The organism is Streptomyces sp. NPDC051211 (assembly GCF_040689505.1).
Lineage (GTDB): Bacteria > Actinomycetota > Actinomycetes > Streptomycetales > Streptomycetaceae > Streptomyces.
Genome location: NZ_JBFBAV010000011.1, coordinates 151,306 through 168,044, shown reverse-complemented (window position 1 = coordinate 168,044; position 16,739 = coordinate 151,306). Strand labels below are relative to the sequence as shown.

The 16,739-nt window shown below is 73.3% G+C and carries 18 protein-coding genes; 12 read left to right on the top strand and 6 right to left on the bottom strand.

Annotated elements, in window-relative coordinates:
* The first annotated feature begins 15 nt into the window (after positions 1–15).
* The 7 genes from AB0447_RS14260 to AB0447_RS14230 all read left to right on the top strand — a co-directional run bounded on the left by AB0447_RS14260 (position 16) and on the right by AB0447_RS14230 (position 6,886).
* Complete coding sequence (locus AB0447_RS14260) at positions 16–819, top strand: SDR family oxidoreductase (RefSeq protein ID WP_366476911.1); 804 nt, start codon at positions 16–18, stop codon at positions 817–819.
* Positions 820–841: 22 nt separating this feature from the next.
* Positions 842–1,456: a TetR/AcrR family transcriptional regulator gene (locus AB0447_RS14255; RefSeq protein ID WP_366476910.1), complete on the top strand. Its 615-nt coding sequence runs from the start codon at positions 842–844 to the stop codon at positions 1,454–1,456.
* 40 nt (positions 1,457–1,496) lie between these two features.
* A complete protein-coding gene (locus tag AB0447_RS14250; RefSeq protein WP_366476909.1) occupies positions 1,497–2,654 on the top strand; it encodes an acetyl-CoA C-acetyltransferase in 1,158 nt (385 codons plus the stop codon).
* A 161-nt stretch (positions 2,655–2,815) separates the two neighbouring features.
* On the top strand, positions 2,816–3,019 hold the full coding sequence (locus AB0447_RS14245; RefSeq protein WP_366476908.1) for a cold-shock protein: 204 nt from the start codon (positions 2,816–2,818) through the stop codon (positions 3,017–3,019).
* 103 nt (positions 3,020–3,122) lie between these two features.
* The gene (locus AB0447_RS14240) at positions 3,123–4,871 is read left to right on the top strand and encodes a DEAD/DEAH box helicase (protein WP_366476907.1); all 1,749 of its coding nucleotides are present in this window, start codon (positions 3,123–3,125) and stop codon (positions 4,869–4,871) included.
* A gap of 155 nt (positions 4,872–5,026) precedes the next feature.
* A complete protein-coding gene (locus tag AB0447_RS14235; protein ID WP_366476906.1) occupies positions 5,027–5,857 on the top strand; it encodes a PP2C family protein-serine/threonine phosphatase in 831 nt (276 codons plus the stop codon).
* Between the two features lie 48 nt (positions 5,858–5,905).
* Positions 5,906–6,886 carry an MASE1 domain-containing protein gene (locus tag AB0447_RS14230; protein ID WP_366476905.1) on the top strand — a complete coding sequence of 327 codons (981 nt, stop codon included), beginning with the start codon at positions 5,906–5,908 and terminating at the stop codon, positions 6,884–6,886.
* Here AB0447_RS14230 and AB0447_RS14225 read toward each other — a convergent pair.
* The 5 genes from AB0447_RS14225 to AB0447_RS14205 are packed head-to-tail and all read right to left on the bottom strand — an operon-like array spanning position 6,883 to position 11,324.
* On the bottom strand, positions 6,883–7,809 hold the full coding sequence (locus AB0447_RS14225) for a tyrosine-protein phosphatase (protein ID WP_366476904.1): 927 nt from the start codon (positions 7,807–7,809) through the stop codon (positions 6,883–6,885). The genes AB0447_RS14230 and AB0447_RS14225 overlap by 4 nt on opposite strands.
* Positions 7,810–7,838: 29 nt before the next feature.
* Positions 7,839–8,969, bottom strand: a complete 1,131-nt coding sequence (locus AB0447_RS14220; RefSeq protein WP_366476903.1) for a nitronate monooxygenase — start codon at positions 8,967–8,969, stop codon at positions 7,839–7,841.
* Positions 8,969–9,730, bottom strand: coding sequence for a CoA-transferase (locus tag AB0447_RS14215; protein ID WP_366476902.1), 762 nt, complete (start codon positions 9,728–9,730; stop codon positions 8,969–8,971). Before AB0447_RS14215 ends, AB0447_RS14220 begins: the two co-directional genes overlap by 1 nt.
* Positions 9,727–10,578, bottom strand: a complete 852-nt coding sequence (locus AB0447_RS14210; protein WP_366476901.1) for a CoA-transferase — start codon at positions 10,576–10,578, stop codon at positions 9,727–9,729. The genes AB0447_RS14215 and AB0447_RS14210 overlap by 4 nt, the downstream gene beginning before the upstream one ends.
* On the bottom strand, positions 10,578–11,324 hold the full coding sequence (locus AB0447_RS14205) for an enoyl-CoA hydratase family protein (protein WP_366476900.1): 747 nt from the start codon (positions 11,322–11,324) through the stop codon (positions 10,578–10,580). Before AB0447_RS14205 ends, AB0447_RS14210 begins: the two co-directional genes overlap by 1 nt.
* 56 nt (positions 11,325–11,380) lie before the next feature.
* Here AB0447_RS14205 and AB0447_RS14200 point away from each other — a divergent pair, with 56 nt between their 5' ends.
* Both AB0447_RS14200 and AB0447_RS14195 read left to right on the top strand, forming a co-directional pair.
* Positions 11,381–12,145 (top strand): SDR family oxidoreductase, encoded by a 765-nt coding sequence (locus AB0447_RS14200; RefSeq protein WP_366476899.1) that lies wholly within the window; start codon positions 11,381–11,383, stop codon positions 12,143–12,145.
* A 1-nt stretch (position 12,146) separates the two neighbouring features.
* Positions 12,147–13,067, top strand: a complete 921-nt coding sequence (locus tag AB0447_RS14195) for an SDR family oxidoreductase (protein WP_366476898.1) — start codon at positions 12,147–12,149, stop codon at positions 13,065–13,067.
* 167 nt (positions 13,068–13,234) lie between these two features.
* On the opposite strand, the gene AB0447_RS14190 is transcribed toward AB0447_RS14195, so the two are convergent.
* Positions 13,235–14,143, bottom strand: coding sequence for a hypothetical protein (locus AB0447_RS14190; RefSeq protein ID WP_366476897.1), 909 nt, complete (start codon positions 14,141–14,143; stop codon positions 13,235–13,237).
* Positions 14,144–14,241: 98 nt separating this feature from the next.
* Between AB0447_RS14190 and AB0447_RS14185 the strand changes: the two genes are divergently transcribed.
* From AB0447_RS14185 to AB0447_RS14175, 3 genes are all read left to right on the top strand, one after another.
* Complete coding sequence (locus tag AB0447_RS14185; RefSeq protein ID WP_366476896.1) at positions 14,242–15,060, top strand: serine protease; 819 nt, start codon at positions 14,242–14,244, stop codon at positions 15,058–15,060.
* Positions 15,061–15,310: 250 nt separating this feature from the next.
* The gene (locus tag AB0447_RS14180; protein ID WP_366476895.1) at positions 15,311–15,967 is read left to right on the top strand and encodes a response regulator transcription factor; all 657 of its coding nucleotides are present in this window, start codon (positions 15,311–15,313) and stop codon (positions 15,965–15,967) included.
* A 162-nt stretch (positions 15,968–16,129) separates the two neighbouring features.
* The gene (locus tag AB0447_RS14175; RefSeq protein ID WP_366476894.1) at positions 16,130–16,726 is read left to right on the top strand and encodes an ATP-binding protein; all 597 of its coding nucleotides are present in this window, start codon (positions 16,130–16,132) and stop codon (positions 16,724–16,726) included.
* Positions 16,727–16,739 lie beyond the last annotated feature (13 nt).

Here is a 16,739-nt window from a genome sequence, read left to right as displayed (position 1 = left end):
GGTTAACGTACGCCCATGAGCAGCGTCGAGGAATCCCGCACCGCGCCGGAGCCCGTCCCCGGACACGGGCTGCTGCGCGACCGGACCGCCGTCATCACCGCCGCCGCCGGCGCCGGCATCGGCGGGGCCACCGCCCGCCGCTTCCTGGAGGAGGGCGCCCGCATCCTCCTCGGCGACGCGCACACCCGCCGGCTGAAGGAGACCGAGGAGGCCCTCGCCGCAGAGTTCGGCCCCGACCGGGTCGCCTCCCTGCCCTGCGACGTCACCGACGAGGAGCAGGTGCAGGCCCTGTTCGCGCGCGCCGAACAGGCCCACGGCGGGCTGGACATCGTCGTCAACAACGCCGGACTCGGCGGCACCGCCGCCCTCGTCGACATGACCGACGAGCAGTGGTCCACGGTCCTCGACGTCACCCTGAACGGCACCTTCCGCTGCACCCGCGCCGCCCTGCGGTCACTGAAGGCGGCCCGCCGCGGCGGCGTCATCGTCAACAACGCCTCCGTCGTCGGCTGGCGCGCCCAGACCGGCCAGGCCCACTACGCGGCCGCCAAGGCCGGGGTGATGGCCCTCACCCGCTGCGCGGCCCTGGAGGCCGCCGAGTTCGGCGTCCGGGTCAACGCGGTCGCGCCCAGCCTGGCCATGCACCCGCACCTGGTGAAGGTCACCAGCGCGGAACTCCTCGAGGAACTGACGGCCCGCGAGGCCTTCGGCCGGTACGCCGAACCCTGGGAGATCGCCAACGTCATCGTCTTCCTCGCCAGCGGCTACTCCTCGTACATGACGGGCGAGACCGTCTCCGTCAGCAGCCAGCGCGCCTGAGGACTGGCCCCAGAATGGTCGGGTGCCAACGAACAAGAAGAAACCCCAGGTGACCGCCTCGCCCGAGCGGCGCCGCGAACTCCTCGACACCGCCGCCGAGGTGTTCGCCGCGCAGGGCTACAACGCCACCACCGTCCGCAAGATCGCCGACGCGGCCGGCATGCTCGCCGGCAGCCTCTACTACCACTTCGATTCCAAGGAATCGATGCTCGACGAGATCCTCTCCGCCTTCCTGAACGAGCTGTGGGAGGGCTACGACGCGGTGCTCGCCGCCGGGCTCGGCCCCAGGGAGACCATCGAGGCCCTCGTCACCGAGTCCTTCCGCGAGATCGACCGGCACCGCGCCGCCGTCGCGATCTACCAGAAGGAGTCCCGCACCCTGTCCTCGCAGCCCCGCTTCCACTACCTCTCCGACTCGCAGGTGAAGTTCGAGAAGGCGTGGCTGGGGACGCTGGAGCGCGGGGTCGCCGCCGGGGTCTTCCGGGACGACCTGGACGTCCGCCTGACCTACCGCTTCGTGCGCGACACCGTGTGGGTCGCGGCCTCCTGGTACCGGCCGGGCGGACAGCACAGCCCCGAGGAGATCGCCCGCCAGTACCTGTCGATGGTGCTGGACGGGATCGCCGTACGCACGTGACCCGAGACCCGTGACCGTGACCCGTGAAGGAGCATCAGCCATGCCCGAGGCCTACATAGTCGAAGCGGTACGCACCCCCGTCGGCCGCCGCAAGGGAGGCCTCGGGGCCGTCCACCCGGCGGACCTCGGCGCGCACGTCCTGAAGGCCCTGGTGGACCGCTCCGGGATCGACCCGGCCGCGGTCGACGACGTGGTCTTCGGCTGCCTCGACACGGTGGGCCCGCAGGCGGGCGACATCGCGCGGACGGCATGGCTGGCGGCGGGACTGCCGGAGGAGGTGCCGGGCGTCACGATCGACCGGCAGTGCGGCTCCTCCCAGCAGGCCGTCCACTTCGCCGCGCAGGGCGTGCTGTCCGGCACCCAGGACCTGGTGGTCGCGGGCGGCACCCAGAACATGACGATGATCCCGATCGCGTTCGCCTCCCGGCAGGCGGCCGAACCGCTGGGCCTCACCGAGGGCCCCTACCTGGGCTCGGCGGGCTGGCGGGCCCGCTACGGCGACGCGCCCGTCAACCAGTTCCACGGCGCGCAGCTGATCGCCGAGAAGTGGGGCATCTCCCGCACGGACATGGAGGAGTTCGCCCTCCGCTCCCACCGGCGGGCGGTCCGCGCCATCGACGAGGGCCACTTCGCGCGGGAGACGGTGGCGTACGCAGACGTGACCGTTGACGAGGGCCCGCGCCGCGACACCACCCTGGAGAAGATGGCCGCGCTGGCGCCGGTGGTCGAGGGCGGCACCATCACCGCCGCGGTCTCCTCCCAGGTCTCGGACGGCGCGGCGGCCATGCTGATCGCCGGCGAACGGGCCGTCCGGGAGCACGGCCTCACCCCGCGGGCCCGCATCCACCACCTGTCCGTGCGCGGCGAGGACCCGATCCGGATGCTGTCGGCGCCGATCCCGGCGACGGCGCACGCGCTGAAGAAGACCGGTCTGACCATCGGGGACATCGACCTGGTCGAGATCAACGAGGCGTTCGCCCCGGTGGTGCTGGCCTGGCTGAAGGAGACCGGGGCCGACCCCGCACGGGTGAACGTGAACGGCGGAGCCATCGCCCTGGGCCACCCGCTCGGCGCGACCGGCGTCAAGCTGATGACCACCCTCCTCCACGAACTGGAGCGCACCGGAGGCCGCTACGGCCTCCAGACCATGTGCGAGGGCGGCGGCCAGGCGAACGTCACGATCATCGAACGCCTCTAGGGGGTGTCGTGCCGATCGGCCCGCACCGGCGTGTGCTAACTTGGATGCATTGCAGTTGTGGTACCCATGAACGTTATGTGCGCCTGACGGAATGATCCTCAGGCGCATTATTGTTTTCCGGCATCTCCGGATGGGGCCCTGCCTATTTTCAGGAGATTGCTATGGCCAACGGCACCGTGAAGTGGTTCAACGCGGAAAAGGGCTTCGGCTTCATCGAGCAGGAGGGTGGCGGCCCGGACGTCTTCGCCCACTACTCGAACATCGCCACCCAGGGCTTCCGTGAGCTCCAGGAGGGCCAGAAGGTGACCTTCGACGTCACCCAGGGCCAGAAGGGCCCGCAGGCCGAGAACATCCTGCCTGCCTGACACTCGTCACACGCCGGGGTCCGCATCGCCAGGTGCGGGCCCCGGCTTGTGTGCTGTCTCGACCGATTGTGTACACCTGCCGGTTTCAGAAGGGCTACCCCGCATGACCAGCTCCAGCTCCAGCTCCGCACGTTCCGGCCGACGCCCCGCCCGGGGCCGCGGCGCTGACCAGGGACGTCCGAAGGCCGGCGCGGGCCGGTCGAAGGGCACCTCCACGTCGCAGCCCGCCCGGCCGCAGGAGTTCACGATGCCCGAGACGCTGACCCCCGGGCTGCCGCCCGTGGCGGCGTTCGAGGACCTCGACATGCCCGAGGCGCTGCTGAAGACCCTCGCCGAGCAGGGGGTCACCGCGCCCTTCCCGATCCAGGCAGCCACCCTCCCGAACTCGCTGGCCGGGCGTGACCTGCTCGGCCGCGGCCGCACCGGCTCCGGCAAGACCCTCGCCTTCGGGCTGGCGCTGCTGGCCCGGACCGCCGGCCGCCGTGCCGAGCCCAAGGCGCCGCTCGCGCTGGTCCTCGTACCGACCCGCGAGCTCGCCCAGCAGGTCACGGACGCGCTGACCCCCTACGCGCAGGGCCTGCGGCTGCGGATCACCACCGTGGTCGGCGGGATGTCGCTGAACCGGCAGGCGACCGCGCTCAAGCGCGGCGCCGAAGTGCTGGTCGCCACACCGGGCCGGCTGGCGGACCTGATCGACCGGGGCGACGTGACCCTGGAGCGGGTCTCGGTCACCGTGCTGGACGAGGCCGACCAGATGACCGACATGGGCTTCCTCCCGCAGGTCACCAAGCTGCTGAAGCAGGTGGAGGCGGGCGGCCAGCGGCTGCTGTTCTCCGCGACCCTGGACAAGAACATCGACAAGCTCGTCAAGATGTTCCTGACCGACCCGGTCACCCACTCGGTCGACCCGTCGGCGGGCGCGGTGACGACCATGGAGCACCACGTCCTGTACGTGCTGGACGAGACCGACAAGAAGGCCGTGGCGACGAAGATAGCCGCCCGCGACGGCCGGGTGATCCTCTTCCTGGACACCAAGCGTGCGGTGGACCGGATGGTGAAGAAGCTCCTGGCGAGCGGTGTACGGGCCTCCGGCCTGCACGGCGGCCGCTCCCAGCCGCAGCGCAACCGCACCCTGGACTGGTTCAAGACGGGCGAGGTCACCGCGCTGGTCGCCACCAACGTGGCGGCCCGCGGCATCCACATCGACGACCTCGACCTGGTCGTGAACGTGGACCCGCCCACCGACCACAAGGACTACCTGCACCGCGGCGGGCGCACCGCGCGGGCCGGCGAGTCGGGCAGCGTGGTCACCCTGGTCCTGCCGGAGCAGAAGCGCGAGATGACCCGCCTGATGTCGGACGCCGGGATCCGGCCGCGCACCGCCCAGATCAAGTCCTCCGACGAGGAGCTGACCCGGCTGACCGGCGCCCGCGAGCCGTCCGGCGTACCGGTGGTCCTGGACGTGCCGCAGCCGACCCCGCCGAAGGCCTCGAAGCCGGGCGGCGGCAGGCCCTCGCGCCGCCGCGGCGCGGGCCCTTCTGCCGGCGGCTCCGGCTCCGGCCAGCCGCGCCGCTCCGGCGGCGAGCAGGGTTCCGGCCAGGGCGGACGCTCCGGCTCCGGCCAGGCCCGCCGCTCCGGCGGCGAGCAGGCCGCGGGCGCAGGCTCCCGGACGCGGTCCGGCGGCCAGGGCTCGGGTCAGGGCGGACGCTCCGGCTCCGGCCAGGCCGGCAGGAGCGCCAACGGCACGGGCTCCGGCTCCGCCGGCCGCCGTACCGGTGCCGCGGGCTCCGGCGGTGCCGCCGCGGCCTCGGCACGCAGCCGCATCGGCTCCGGCCGCCGCACCGGCGCCTGACCGGCACCCCACGCCGCTCCACGACGGCCGCCGCCCCGCACCGGGGCGGCGGCCGTCCGCGTACCTGCGCGCACTCCGCGGACCGGAAATATGATGGCCTCGGGTCTTGCCCACGGCGGAAGCAGAGATCACGTGGATACAGCCCGGAGCGGTCCGTGACCCGGCGCCGCGCCCCGGGGGCGGCCAGCGCCGAGCTCCTCAGCACGCTCGGACGGCTCGCTGCCCAGGCGCGGGAAGGCGCGGAGCTGCAGCACGCCCGGCTCGAGCTGGCCGAGGCACTTCAGCGCGAGATGCTGCCCGCCGCGCTGCCCGTCGTGCCCGGCCTGCGGGCCGCGGCCCGGTACGCCCCCGCCCGCGACGGCCTGGACATCGGCGGCGACTGGTACGACGGCTTCCGGCTGCCCGAGGGCGCCCTCGCCTTCTCCATCGGCGACGTCCAGGGCCACGACGTCGAGGCGGCCGCCTTCATGGGACAGGTCCGGATCGGCCTGCGCGCGGTGGCCGCCATCGTCGGGGACCCCGGCGAGGTGCTGAGCCGGGCCAACGACGTCCTGCTCGCCATGGACTCCCGGCTCTTCGCGACCTGCTCCCTGCTCCGCTTCGACCCGGAGACCTGGGAGATCGAGAGCGCGCGGGCCGGCCACGTACCCGCCGTCTGGGCCACGGTCGACGGCCGCTACGGCGTCTCCCGGGACGAGGGCGGCCTGCCCCTGGGCATGCTGCCCGGCTCGGGATACGCGGTCACCCGGCACCGGCTGGAGCAGGCGGGGGCCATCGTCCTGCTCACCGACGGCGTGGTGGAAGGGCCGTCGTTCCCGATCGACGAGGGACTGGCGCGGGTGGTCCGGGTCGTCAGGGAGGCGGCGGCCGCCGATCCCGACGAGATCGCCGCCGAGGTGATGAAGGTGGCCGACTCCACCGGCCACGCGGACGACGCCGCGGTACTGGTCCTCCGCCACGACGCGGCGGGAGCCGCCCCCGGGTAGCGCGTGTCGTGCTCCTCCGGGGCGCGGCCGCTGTTGTCTGATGCTGGGGTGCCCACCGCGGAATGGCGACGCCTCCCCCGAACTCTTCTCGGGATCCTCGCCGTCGCCGTCGCCTACTACGCGGCCGGGCGGATCGGCCTGCTCCAGCGCGTGGTCGTGGACGGCGCCATGGTCACGCCGCTGTGGCCGCCCACCGGCATCGCCCTGGCCTGCCTGCTCTGGATGGGGCTCGGGATCTGGCCGGGGATCGCGCTGGGCACCTACCTCTCCATCGAGCGGATCAGCGAGTTCGACCCCGTCGACCTGGGGATCGTCGCGGGGAACACCCTCGCTCCGGTGTGCGCCCTGCTGCTGCTGCGCCGGGCGGGTTTCCGGGTCGAACTGGACCGGCTGCGGGACGGGGCCGCGCTGGTCTTCCTGGGCGGCCTGCTGCCGATGCTGATCAGTGCGACCGTCGGCACCGTCACCCTCATGCTCACCGGCGACATGACCCTCGCCGACGCCTGGCCGGTCTGGGCGGCCTGGTGGGCCGGGGACGCGATGGGGGTCCTGGTGCTGACTCCGCTGCTACTGGTGCTGCCCAGGGCCCGGATGCCCGAGGACCCCCTGCGGGTGGCCGAGGCGATGGCCATGGGTCTCATCGCCGTCGTTGTGACCCTGGTGGCCACCCGGAGCTCCCTGTCCCTCCTGTTCTTCGTCTTCCCCATGCTGATCTGGGCGGCGGTGCGCTTCCAACTGGCCGGGAGCGCGCCCTGCACCCTGCTCGTCTCCGTCCTGGCGATCTCCGCGGCGATCGACCGGGTCGGACCGTTCGCCGACCGCAGCCTCCTGGAGATCATGGTCAACCTCCAGGCCCTCAACGGGGCCGCCGCCCTGACCGGGCTGTTGCTCGCCGCGCTCGTCACCGAGCAGAACAACATCCGGATGAGGATCGAGCAGGCCGTCGAGGACCTCGCCGAGGTGGTGCAGCACCTCAGCCCCGGGGGCCGGCCGGCCGACGGCGGCCGGCCCCCGCCGGACCTGCCCTAGCGCACCAGCTTGTCCTGGAGCTTCACCAGATCGCGCAGGTCAAGGCCGAGGCCCTGCGTCAGGTAGCCGTAGAAGCTGCCGTAGTCGGCCGCCAGCTGTGCCGTCGCCGCGTTCAGGTAGTCCTGCCGGACCTCCTGGAGCGGGATCAGCAGATCCGGGTTCTGCATCCGCCCGGACTGCTTCAGCCCCTCCCGCACCTTCGCGTCGTACGCGGCCCGGTACGTGTTCGAGGCCAGGTAGTCCCGCTCGGCCGAGCTCTCCGGGACGGCGAGCGCCCGCAGCAGGACGTAGCTCAACCAGCCCGTCCGGTCCTTCCCGGACGTGCAGTGGTACAGGATCGGGCCCGACCCGGCGGCCGCCAGCTCCCGCAGGGTCGCCGCGAACTGCGCCCGGTTCTCGGGGCTGGTCACGAAGGTGCGGTAGATGTCGCGCATGTAGGCCTCGGCGCGGCCGCCGCCGAGCATCTGTTCCTGCTTGACCGGGTCCCCGCTGGAGATCGCGCCGACCAGGGTCCCGTACAGGCCGAGGTCGCTGACCGGCCGCGGGGTGGCGGAGAGGCCGGGCGGCAGCCGGTCGGCGCCGTCGTACTGGAGCTCCATGGGGATCCGGAAGTCCACGACCTTGGTGAGGCCCAGACCGGCGACGGTGGTGATGTCCGCGGCGGTCAGCTTGCTCAGCGCATCGGACCGGTAGACCAGCCCGTGGCGGACCTGGCCGCCGGTGTACGTGCGGTAGCCGCCGAGGTCGCGGACGTTGACGGCGCCCTGCAGGGGTATCTGGCGGATCGTCTCCGCCCACCGCAGCGCGGGAGCGGCAGCAGGGACGGGGGCCGCCTGATCGGCGTACGCGGAGGCGGGCAGGGTCCCGATGGCGAGCGCGGACAGCATCACCGCGGTCGCCAGGCGGATTCGGGCACGGCTCATCTTTGACGACTCCTTGCGGAGAAGGGGGATCACCCTGGTGGAGGCAGGGTGCGGAGCGGGTGCGGAGGGTGCGGAGGGTGCGGAGGGTGCGAAGGGTGCGGGGGGTGCGGCGACTGCAGGGTGTTCAGCGACTGCAGTGCCGCGTGTGCCTCGGCCATCACGCGGTCGACGAGCTCCGCACAGGACGGCAGATCCTCGATGACGCCCGCGACCTGGCCGGATGCCATGACACCGAGGTCCGTACGGCCCTCGACCATGGACGCCTTCAGGAGCATGGGGGTGTTCGCGGCGAGCAGGACCTGGCTCCAGGACAGGTCCTTGCCGTGTTTCATCGCCAGCCCGTCCCGGACCATCTGCGCCCAGGACAGGCCGGAGATCTTCCGGAACCCGGCCGCGTGCCGGACCGCCCGGGCCAGCGCCCCGGCGCGGCCCGCCCGCTCCAGGGAGTCGACCAGCTCGGTGCGGAGCATCCGGTGAGGCAGCCCGTCCACGGCCGTGGTGACGGTGACGTCCTTGACCGCGGCCGCCAGGTACCGGGCCTTGACCCGGTCCGGGACGGTGGAGTCGGAGGTCAGCAGGAACCGGGTGCCCATGGCGATGCCGGCCGCGCCGTAGGCGAGCGCGGCGACCAGGCCGCGCCCGTCGTGGAAGCCGCCCGCCGCGATCACCGGGATGTCGACGGCGTCGACGACCTGGGGGAGGAGGACGGTGGTGGCCACGTCCCCGGTGTGGCCGCCGCCCTCCCCGCCCTGCACGATCACCGCGTCGGCGCCCCAGGCGGCGACCTTCTCGGCGTGCCGGCGGGCCCCGATCGACGGGACGACCACCACACCGGCCTCCTTGAGCTCCGCGATCAGCTCCTCGGAGGGGGCGAGCGCGAAGGAGGCGACCCGCACCCCCTCGTCGATGATGATCCGGACCCGGTCGCCCGCATCCCCGGCGTCCGCCCGCAGGTTGACCCCGAAGGGCTCCGTCGTACGGGACCTGACCTCGCGGACCGCCGCACGCAGCTGGTCCACGGTCATGGTCGCGGAGGCCAGGATGCCGAGGGCCCCGGCGTTCGCGGCGGCCGAGACGAGGCGGGGGCCGGCCACCCAGCCCATGCCGGTCTGGACGATGGGGTGGCGGACGCCGGTCAGCCGGGTGAGCGCGGTCTCCATCAGGCGGCCGCCGTCCGGACTTCCCGCTCGCGCAGGCCCCGGGGGTCGATCACCTCGCGGATCAGCCGGAGTTCCGCCGCGCTGGGCTCCCGGGTGTACGGGACCTCGTCGGGGACGGCCAGCTCGAAGCCGGTGGCCTCCCGGACCTGCGCGACGGTGACGCCCGGGTGCACGGAGGCGAGCCGCATGCTCCGGTCGGGCGTGTCGAAGTCGAAGACACCCAGGTCGGACACCACGCGGGGGAGCCGGTGGTAGCGGGTGGCGGAGGGGCCGGCCGCGGCCGCCCGGTCGTACCCGACCCCGCTGACCATGTCGACCCGTTCGACGAAGACCCGGGTGGAGTGCTTGGGAACCCAGTAACTGACCGGGTTGTTGAGGGTGTTGACGGGGGCGCCGCGCACGCCGAGGAGCTGGCGGGCCGGACGCTCCCAGTCGCCGATGCAGGAGATGTTCTGGTTGCCGTACCGGTCGATCTGGCTGGCGCCCATCATCACGTGCCGGCGGCCGCCGGTGACCATGGTCAGGTGGCGGCGGTAGGGCAGCCAGCCCTCGACCGTGCCGTCCAGGCCGACCAGCATGGCCTCGCCGTCCGTCAGCAGCAGGTCGGGGGCGAAGGTGCGTTTGGCGAGCCGGGCCCCGAAGGAGGGGATCAGGCCCATCGGGCTGGCGAGCACCTCGCCGTTGTCGCGCCAGGCCTCGGCGCAGGCGATCAAGCAGATCTCCGGGCGGGTGGGCGGGAGAAGGGGGGTTCGACCGGTCACTGCTGCTCCTCGTGCCAGGTGCGGACGGCCCTCTGGTAGTCGTGCTCGCTCGCACCGGAGAGGAAGCGGGCGGCGAACTCGGCCCAGGGAGTGGTCGCGTACAGCTTCTGGAAGGCCTCGTCCCGGCCGTAGTCGGGGACGCAGGAGGTGAAGTGCGCGCCGTTCGGGGTCTCGCACACGCCGGTGACGGAGTGCCGGCTGACGAGGAGGGACTGCGGGGGGCCGGCCTTGGCGAGTTCGGCGGACTCGACGAGCTGCTCGCAGGAGACGTACGCGGAGTCGGCGGCCTCGCAGAACAGGTCGTCGAAGTAGGGGTCGGGTCCCAGGTACTGGCCGTTGCCGAGGCGGTCGGCCCGGTTGAGGTGGACCAGGGCCGCGTCCATGCGCAGGGCGGGGACGGCCACGAGCTCCTCGCCGTCGGCGTAGGGGGAGCGTACGGTGCGCAGTTCCGGGTTGACGCGCAGCACGTCGGAGCCGAGGCCGGCCCGGACGGGCAGGAAGGGCAGCCGGTTGGCGGCGGCGTGCAGGCCCCACATGAACATGGCCTCGTCGAGCTCGGTGAGGGCGAGGGCGCCGCTCTCGCGGGCCGCCCGGAAGTTCGGCTCCAGGGGGATGGAGTCGAGGGTGGCGAAGGGCGCGACCAGTCTGCGGATGCGGCCGGCGGCGGCCAGCAGGCCGACGTCGGGGCCGCCGTACGAGACCACGGTGAGATCGGTGATCTCGGAGCGGAGCAGTGCCCGCACCAGGGCCATGGGCTTGCGGCGCGAACCCCAGCCGCCGATTCCGAGGGTCATCCCGCTGTGCAGCCGCCCGACCACCTCGTCGGGGGTCATCACCTTGTCGGTCATCACTTCTCCTCGCTGCCGAAGGTGCCGCGGACCCGGTCGGCGACCCCGCTGAGGTTGGCCTCGAAGGTGAAGCCCTGCTCGAAGCGGTAGCTGCGGCGCACGTCCACGGGGTCGATGCCGTTGATGGCGGCCTTGGCCAGGCGGATCAGGTAGCCGTCCTTCCGGGCGATCTCCGCCGCCAGTTCGAGTGCGCCCGCGCGGAGTTCCTCCCGCGGGACGACCCGCCACACCGAGCCGTGGGCGTGCAGTTCGGCGGCGGTCGCGGTGCGGGAGGTGTAGTAGAGGGCGCGCATCAGGTGCTGGGGGACCAGGCGGGCCAGGTGGGTGGCGGCTCCGAGGGCGCCCCGGTCCAGCTCCGGCAGGCCGAAGGTGGCGTCCTCGCTCGCCACGATGGCGTCGGCGTTGCCGGCCAGGCCGATGCCGCCGCCCAGGCAGAAGCCGTGCACGGCCGCCACCACCGGCACCTCGCATTCGTACACGGCGGCGAAGGCCTCGTAGCAGCCCCGGTTGGCGCCGATCAGGGCGGTGTGGCCGGTGTCGCGCTGCATCTCCTTGATGTCGACGCCGGCGTTGAAGCCGCGCCCCTCGGCGGCCAGTACGACGCACCGGGTCCCGGGGTCGCGGCCGGCCGCGCGCAGGGCGTCGGCGAGCTCGTACCAGCCGTCCACGGGCAGTGCGTTGACGGGCGGGAAGTCGACGGTGACCAGGGCGATGCCCTTGCCCGGGCTCGAGGTGGAGACACCCATCAGCAGATCAGCTACCTTTCCACCAAACATTTGTTAGGTGAGGAAGGTAGCAGCCCATGGAGCTCGACGGGAGGGTCGTCGTCGTCACCGGCGGCACGCGGGGCGTCGGCGCCGGCATCGCGCGGTCGTTCCTCGCGGCCGGCGCGGAGGTGGTCGTCTGCGCCCGCAGACCCCCGGAGGAACCCCTGTCCGCGGACGGCCGCAAGGCCGCCTACCGGCCACTCGACCTGCGGAACCCGGCCGCCGTACAGGAGTTCTTCGACACGGTCGCCGCCGCCTACGGACGCCTCGACTGCCTGGTCAACAACGCGGGCGGGACCCCGTACCGGCTGCTCGGGGAGGGCGGCCCGGAACGCCACGCACGGGTGGTCGAACTCAACCTGATCGCGCCCCTGACCGCCTCGCTGGCGGCCCACCCGCACCTGTGGGCGGCCCGCGGTTCGGTGTTGATGACCGGCAGCGTCAGCGGAACCCGGCCCTCACCCGGCACGGCGGCCTACGGGGCGGCCAAGGCCGGACTGGAGAACCTGGCCCGCTCCATGGCCGTGGAATGGGCGCCCGAAGTCCGGGTGAACACCCTGGTCCTGGGCATGGTGCGGACCGAGCTGTCCCACCTGCACTACGGGGACGAGGCCGGCATCGCGGCGGTCGGGGCGACGGTCCCGCTGGGCCGGCTGGCCGAACCGGCCGACGTGGGCGCCGCGGCCGTGTTCCTCGCCTCCGACCGGGCCGGATACGTGAGCGGGGCGAGCCTGCTGGTGCACGGCGGCGGGGAGCGCCCCGCGTTTCTGGATGCGGCAACCGTCAACAAGGAGGACTGAGATGGCTCGGACGCCGGGATTGTGTGAAGGGCGGGTCGTGGTCGTGACGGGCGCGGGTCGGGGGCTGGGCCGGGCCCACGCGCTGGCCTTCGCGGCCGAGGGCGCCCGGGTCGTGGTCAACGACCTGGGGGTCGGCCTGGACGGGGCGGGCCCCTCCGGGAGCCCGGCCGGCGAGGTGGTGGCGGAGATCCTCGCGGCGGGCGGCTCGGCCGTGGCACACGGCGGGGACATCGCCACCGCAGAGGGTGCGGCCTCGCTGATCGCCTGCGCGGTCGACACGTACGGCCGGCTGGACACCCTGGTCAACAACGCGGGGTTCCTGCGCGACCGGATGCTGGTCAACCTCGACGAGGACGACTGGGACGCGGTGATGCGGGTCCACCTCAAGGGCCACTTCCTGCCGCTCAAGCACGCCGCGGCCTGGTGGCGTGCCGAGTCCAAGGCGGGCCGCGAGGCGGCGGCCCGGGTGGTGAACACCTCCTCGGGGGCGGGGCTGCTGGGCTCGGTCGGGCAGGGCAACTACAGCGCGGCCAAGGCCGGGATCGTCGGCCTGACCCTGGTGGCGGCGGCGGAGATGGGCCGGTACGGGGTCCAGGTGAACGCGATCGCCCCCGCCGCCCGCACCCGCATGACGGAGCGGACCTTCGCGGAGACGATGGCCGCACCGGAGGCCGGTGCCTTCGACGCGATGGCGCCGGAGAACGTCTCCCCGCTGGTGGTGTGGCTGGGCGCGGCCGCGTCCGCCGGGGTGACCGGCCGGGTCTTCGAGACGGAGGGCGGCCGCATCACGGTCATGGAGGGCTGGCGCCCGGGCCCGACGGCCGACCGCGGCGCTCGCTGGACCCCGGCGGAAGCGGGCGAGACGGCGGCCAAGCTGCTCGCCGCCTCAGAACCTCCGCTTCCGGTCTACGGCAGCCGCTGACACGGCGGCCGGGCGGGAGGGTGGGTCCTGGGGGACGACCTGAGGCCCGGCCCCCTGGCGAGGGGTCGGGCCCGGAGCCGTGACTCGTGCGATGGGGGATTCCTACCCACTCCGCCTCTTGGCTGAACCGCGTCCGGCCCCTCGTGTTGTGCGCGGCCGGGCGGCCGTCAGGTCTCGCAGTCCAGGACGGTGCCGCAGAGCGTGCAGCGGGCCTGCAGCCGCCCGCGGACCGGGACCTGGATCCGCTGCTCGCACACCGGGCAGGGGAAGCTGACCCGCAGCCCGGCCCCGCCGCTCTCGAAGCGGTACGGTTCCCCGCCCGGCGCCGCCCCGGCCCGCCGGGCCTTCGCGTAGCGCCGGCGCGCGGCCGGACCTGCCGCGGCCAGCGGGGGCCGCTGCAGGTCCTGCCGGGCGGCCGCGGCCCCGCGCGCGTACGCCTCGTACGCCTGCGGGCTGGTGAACCGGACGGAGGGGTCCTCGCCGGGCCCGAACAGCGCCGCCCGCTTGGCGAGGACGTACCCGAACTCCTCGGGGGTGAGGTAGCCGAGCTTCTGGTGGCCGAGGGAGTCCTCCCGGTAGGCGTCGAGCAGCAGCCAGCCCACGCCCAGGTAGGCGGCCGCGGTGTCGGTGAGGATCTCGTCGGCCGGGGTGCCGTCGGGTTCGGTGCCGGGCAGCCGCAGGTCCAGCCGGTGCAGCAGCACATGGGTGACCTCGTGGGCGAGGGCGGCGGCGAGATCCCGGCGGTGGGTCCGGAAGCGGTCGTGGACCTCGATGAAGTACTCGGGGCCGGCGGCGAGTTCGACGGCCGCGGCCTCCGTCATCGGCCGGAAGGAGACGACCATCCGGGCATCGGGCAGCCGCAGCTGCCGGACGATCGCGGAGGCCACCCGCTGGGCGCCCAGGTACAGGTCGTCGGCGTCGGTGAAGGCCGCGTCGGCGGGGACGAGGCCGGCCGCGTAGGTCCGGATCCCGTCACGGGAGAGCCGCCGGTGCAGTGCCGTGATGCCCGTCCGTACGGTCGCCAGGTGTGGAAACCCGTGCTCCACCGGGCTCGTCCGCCTGCGGTTCTGCGTCATGCCGCCCCCCGGACGGGAAACCTTGCCGGAGATTGGCCAAAAACGCCTTCTTGTTGAGCCCTCACCGACTGATGTGACATGGACTCGTCATTCACCCGATGACGCGCACAGCCCAACCCCCCACGAAAGGCAGCGTGTTCACCGTGTCCTTCACCCGGTTCCTCAAGCGCTCCCTCGCCGCCGGCGCCATAGCCCTCGCCGCCGTCAGCCTCCAGCCCGGCACCGCCAGCGCAGGCACCGCCCCCGTCGTCGGCGGCACCCGCGCCGCCCAAGGCGAATTCCCCTTCATGGTCCGCCTCTCCATGGGCTGCGGCGGCGCCCTCTACACCCAGCAGATCGTCCTCACCGCAGCCCACTGCGTCGGCGCCAGCGGCAACAACACCTCCATCACCGCCACCGCCGGCGTCGTCGACCTCAACAGCGCGAGCGCCATCAAGGTCAAGTCCACCAAGGTGCTCCGCGCCCCCGGCTACAACGGCTCCGGCAAGGACTGGGCCCTCATCAAACTCGCCCAACCGATCAACCTCCCCACCCTCAAGATCGCCGAGACCACCCAGTACAACAACGGCAACTTCACCGTCGCCGGCTGGGGAGCCACCCGCGAAGGCGGCGGCCAGCAGCGCTACCTGATGAAGGCCACCGTCCCCTTCGTCTCCGACGCCGACTGCCAGGCCGCCTACAGCGGCGACATCATCCCCGGCGAGGAGATATGCGCCGGCCTCCTCGACCAGGGCGGCGTCGACACCTGCCAGGGCGACTCCGGCGGCCCCATGTTCCGCCGCGACGCCGCCGGCGCCTGGGTCCAGGTCGGCATCACCAGCTGGGGCATCGGCTGCGCCCGCCCCGACTACCCCGGCGTCTACACCGAGGTGTCCACCTTCGCCACCGCCATCAAGAACGCCGCGGCCACCCTGTAACCACGGCCCGCACCGCACGCCCGCCTCGTCCTTCCGGCCGGACCCGAACCGGCCGGAAGCACGACGCGACCCGCACCACCCGCACGTACCGTCGCAAGAGGTGCCGCGAGGCCCCGGCCGCGCACCCCGCCCGGCCGGCCCCGCCCCGCACACCCCTCCCGACGGCCCGCCGTGCGGTTGCGGGCCGCCGCCCCGCCCGGTCCCATGGGAAGGACCCATCGGCAGCGGGCAACAGCGGGGCAGGCAGCGCATGGCGATCAGCGTGGTCATCGCGGACGACCAGGAAATGGTCAGAACCGGATTCCGGATGATCCTGGAGAGCCAGCCCGACATCACGGTCCTGGCCGACGTCGTCGACGGCGAGGCCGCCCTCGCAGCCGTCGAGGAACACCACCCGGACGTCCTCCTCCTCGACATCCGCATGCCCAGACTCGACGGCCTCGAAGTCACCCGCCGCCTCGCCGGCCGCACCTCACCCCGCATCGTCATCGTCACCACCTTCGACCTCGACGAATACGTCCACGCAGCCCTCCACGGCGGAGCCTCCGGCTTCCTCTTGAAGGACGCGAGCCCCGCCATGCTGGTTGAAGCCGTCCGCGCGGCCGCCGTCGGCGACGCCCTGGTGTCACCGGCCATCACCGTCCGCCTGCTCCGCGAAATGGCGCTGCGCACCCCGGCGGCCGCCGCCGCCCGCCGCCCCGCGGAGCCGCTCACCGAACGCGAACGGGACGTCGTACGCCGCCTCGCCCGCGGCCTCACCAACGCCGAGATCGCCGCCGAACTGTACGTCTCGCTCTCCACGGTCAAGACCCACCTGGCCAACGTGCAGGCCAAACTCGACGCCAGCAACCGCGTCGAGATCGCCGCCTGGGCCTGGGAAACCGGCCTGGCCCCGACCACCTCATGACCGGCCACTCCGGCGGACGCGGGCCCGCGCGGCCGCCCGGCCCGCAGACCCGTCAGGGGGCCACGGCCGGGAGGACCCTGTGAACCCGCCCGCCCGGCACGGCCCGTCCGCAGACCGGCCAGGGACCCCCGCGGCGCAGGTCCCGGAGGGTCCGGTCGGTGAGTGCGCCCGCCCGGCACGGCCGGTCCGCCTGGCCCGCAGGCCCGCGCCGCCCGCTTCACCCGCCTGGCCGCCGACCCGGACCCCGCCCGCGCCGACGAGGTCTTCGCCCGGATCGAAACCGCCGGCGACGAGGCCCTCGGCTCCATGCGCCGCCTGGTCAAGGTCCTCCGCGAAGAGGACGGCCCACCCGGCACCACCCCGGTCGCCGGCATCCAGGAGATCCGCGAGCTCACCGAACGGTTCTCCGCCACCGGCCCGCCCGTCGTCCTCTACGTCGAGGACGGACTCCAGGACCGGCTCCCCGGCGACATCGCCGCCACCGCCCACCGCATCGTCCTCGAAGCCCTCACCGACATCGGCAAACACGCCGCCACCGCCACCACCGTCCGGATCGGCCTCCGCACCACCCCCGCAGGCCTCGAACTCCGCATCGCCGACGACGGCGGCCGCCCGGCCCGCCTCTCCGACCAGGCCCGCGGCGGCGGCTACGGCCTCGCCGGCATGGCCGAACGCGCCGAAGCCATGGGCGGCACCCTCAAAGCCGGCCCCGCCCCCGAAGGCGGCTGGCGGGTCACCGCGATCCTCCCGCTCCAATGACGGCCGGAGAACA